The sequence below is a fragment of the Salinivibrio sp. PR919 genome, assembly GCF_001995355.1.
Lineage (GTDB): Bacteria > Pseudomonadota > Gammaproteobacteria > Enterobacterales > Vibrionaceae > Salinivibrio > Salinivibrio proteolyticus.
On record NZ_MUFL01000155.1, the window covers coordinates 1 to 2,574 of the forward strand.

3 protein-coding genes are annotated in these 2,574 nt (G+C 44.5%); 2 read left to right on the forward strand and 1 reads right to left on the reverse strand.

Features of this window, described 5'->3' with window-relative positions:
* The first annotated feature begins 212 nt into the window (after positions 1–212).
* Positions 213–806, forward strand: a complete 594-nt coding sequence (locus BZG83_RS16235) for an outer membrane beta-barrel protein (RefSeq protein ID WP_077482097.1) — start codon at positions 213–215, stop codon at positions 804–806.
* A 302-nt stretch (positions 807–1,108) separates the two neighbouring features.
* A complete protein-coding gene (gene ubiT / locus BZG83_RS16240) occupies positions 1,109–1,615 on the forward strand; it encodes a ubiquinone anaerobic biosynthesis accessory factor UbiT (RefSeq protein ID WP_077482099.1) in 507 nt (168 codons plus the stop codon).
* A 12-nt stretch (positions 1,616–1,627) separates the two neighbouring features.
* Here ubiT and BZG83_RS16245 read toward each other — a convergent pair whose 3' ends face one another.
* Positions 1,628–2,536 (reverse strand): LysR family transcriptional regulator, encoded by a 909-nt coding sequence (locus tag BZG83_RS16245; RefSeq protein WP_077482101.1) that lies wholly within the window; start codon positions 2,534–2,536, stop codon positions 1,628–1,630.
* Positions 2,537–2,574 lie beyond the last annotated feature (38 nt).

The following is a 2,574-nucleotide window of genomic DNA, read 5'->3' on the forward strand; positions in this document are numbered from 1 at the left end:
CAGTTCAACCTTAACGTCTCATGAATAAAATATCAATTTTTACAAAAAGGTAAAGATCAGAACTATTAGCTTTAAACAGCGATGTTATACATCACGCCTTTCTAATTCTAATTATGTTCAGGGAGCATTCAGTTAAACATAGTTAAACTGGCGTTAATGATTAAAATATCAGCTTTAGAATACAAAAAAGACATTCAAAAGCAGGAGTGAAAATGTTGAAAAAAACTATCCCTTTACTTGCATTGACCGCTATAACTACTTTCAATGCAAGCGCAGCAGAAAAACTTGAGCCATTTATTGGTGTTGATATTGGAACACGCCTAAGTGGTAATTTTGAATCATCTTACGATGAAAGCAAAACAGAAACGGATCTAGCTGATTCGCTCGCTTTTGGTATCGAGGGAGGTGTTACCTTAAACGAAGCACACCAGATCAGTGTTGGCTATGATTATCGAGGAACAACCGAAGAACATACTAGCGATGATCTCGAAGTTGGTACAATATACACTAAATATAACTACTTAGTGCCAATTACACAAAAGCTAGCATGGACGGTTGGTGGTAAGCTCGGTTATGAAAAATTTTACGCTGACTTCGACGCTGACGACTTCAACGGTTTAGTCATTGGTGGTCAAACAGGGTTAAACTATCGCTTTAATACATGGAGTGTGGGTACAGAGCTAAGCTATCTTCATCATACTAATGAGTTCGAGCGTAAGTGGAGTGAATCTGGTACACAGCATACCACCAGCGCAAAAATTGGTGATGAAGTATTGTTAATGGCTAACATCAAATATAACTTTTAAGAAAATGTGATTAATTTTCAATTAAGATAGCATTAGGTCTAATGTGATTAACAGGACATCACATTAGACCTGAAAGCGATTTAATATCTTATATCAACACAAATTTAGACAAGCATAGTAACTAAAACCTCATCAGAGATTAAATAGTCGGTAAACTCCTTCCTGAATTAAATATAAGTCATGCAAAAGTAATACTTCCTGTTAGCTCGATTTTAAAGACTTCTTTGACCTTGATCCAAAGGTAGCCCCATCAATCTCGTTACTCTAGTGGCATTCAACCATTGGCACCAAAGGAAAGCCAAATGCTCGTTAACCCAATTACCCAACAACCTCTTAGTCTTCCAATGCCCCAACCAAACCTGATTACACCGGGGCTAAAAGCGATCACTCAATTACCACATGGGCTGCAAGCTCAGATGCTGACCAAAGTCATGAATACCGCTTTTGCGGTGCCGCTGGCAGAGGACGAGTTCGACTTTCTTGCTGGCCGTACCATTCGCATTGGATTGCGCGATCTCAACGCGAATTGGTTTGTGTCGATGAACGAAGACAACCAATTATTGGTCCGCTTGTCTGGGGAAGAGGACGCCAGTATCGAGGGAGATTGGTTAGCGTTTTTGAAAATGGCGACTCACTATTGCGATCCGGATACGCTGTTTTTCCAGCGCCAACTCAGTATCAGTGGTGATACCGAACTCGGGCTGCATGTGAAAAACTTGCTTGATAGCCTCGAAATCGACACCCTACCCAAACCCCTGGCACGCTCACTGACGTTAAGCCATCACTACCTCACTAAACTCGCGTTGTAGTTGTCACGCTTTTCAAGTAGCTGACCCATCAATGGGAGCTTGGATATCATGCTGCCAGCAGCTTGCTAAGTGATCGATAAAGTGGCGCACGACAGGCTGTTGATAACTACGCGATAAATAGACCGCCCACAGTGCACTGGGCGGTAAGCGATAATCGGTCAGCAAAGGTATTAACTCCCCCTGCTCCACATAGGGATTGGCTAAATCACATGGCACACGGACAATCCCTTTTCCCATTCGCGCCGCATTGACCAAGGTGCCTAAGTCGTTGGCGTGAATCGGCCCACTCACTCTTACCTCTTCTCGGCGATTGTCTTTAATAAACTGCCAATGATCACCGCTGACATGAATTAAGCACGGGTGATCACTGAGATCGCTCGGGTGATTAGGCTGCGACGCGTGGGCTATATATGCCGGTGACGCACACACGATAGAATCGATGGCCATGAGTTTGCGGGCAATTAAATGCTCATCCGGCTGAGGTGTGAAGCGCAGCGCAATATCGACCCGCTCATCTACTAAGGGCGTAAATTGGTCGGAGGCAATCACTTCAATGACGACCTCTGGATGCGCATCGGTAAATTGTGTTACTGGCGCAACAAGGATCCCTTGCGCTAACCCGATTGGCGCAGCGACTCGAATACGACCGGTTAAGGCGCCCTGTAATCGTCCAGTCGTCAACGTTAACGCCGCCGCTTCGTCCAAAATACGCTGGCAATGACCATAAGCTTGCTCACCGGCATACGTTAAGCTGACTTTACGCGTTGTCCGATGCAACAGACGCTGCGCAAGCCATTGCTCGACCTCTTGCACATGCCTTGAAACCTGCAAACGCGTTAGCCCGAGTTGTTCGGCCGCCCGCGTAAAGCTTTTGCAATTGGCCACCTCTACAAAACTACGTATTGCCGTTAGCCTATCCATATTATCTCTTTAATTGATACAAACTGTATCTATTATGA

Bases quoted from the DNA above. Each gene is read 5' to 3' on its own strand.
- BZG83_RS16235 (WP_077482097.1), top strand. From the start codon at position 213: ATGTTGAAAAAAACTATCCCTTTACTTGCATTGACCGCTATAACTACT.
- BZG83_RS16245 (WP_077482101.1), bottom strand. From the start codon at position 2,536: ATGGATAGGCTAACGGCAATACGTAGTTTTGTAGAGGTGGCCAATTGC.
- ubiT (WP_077482099.1), top strand. From the start codon at position 1,109: ATGCTCGTTAACCCAATTACCCAACAACCTCTTAGTCTTCCAATGCCC.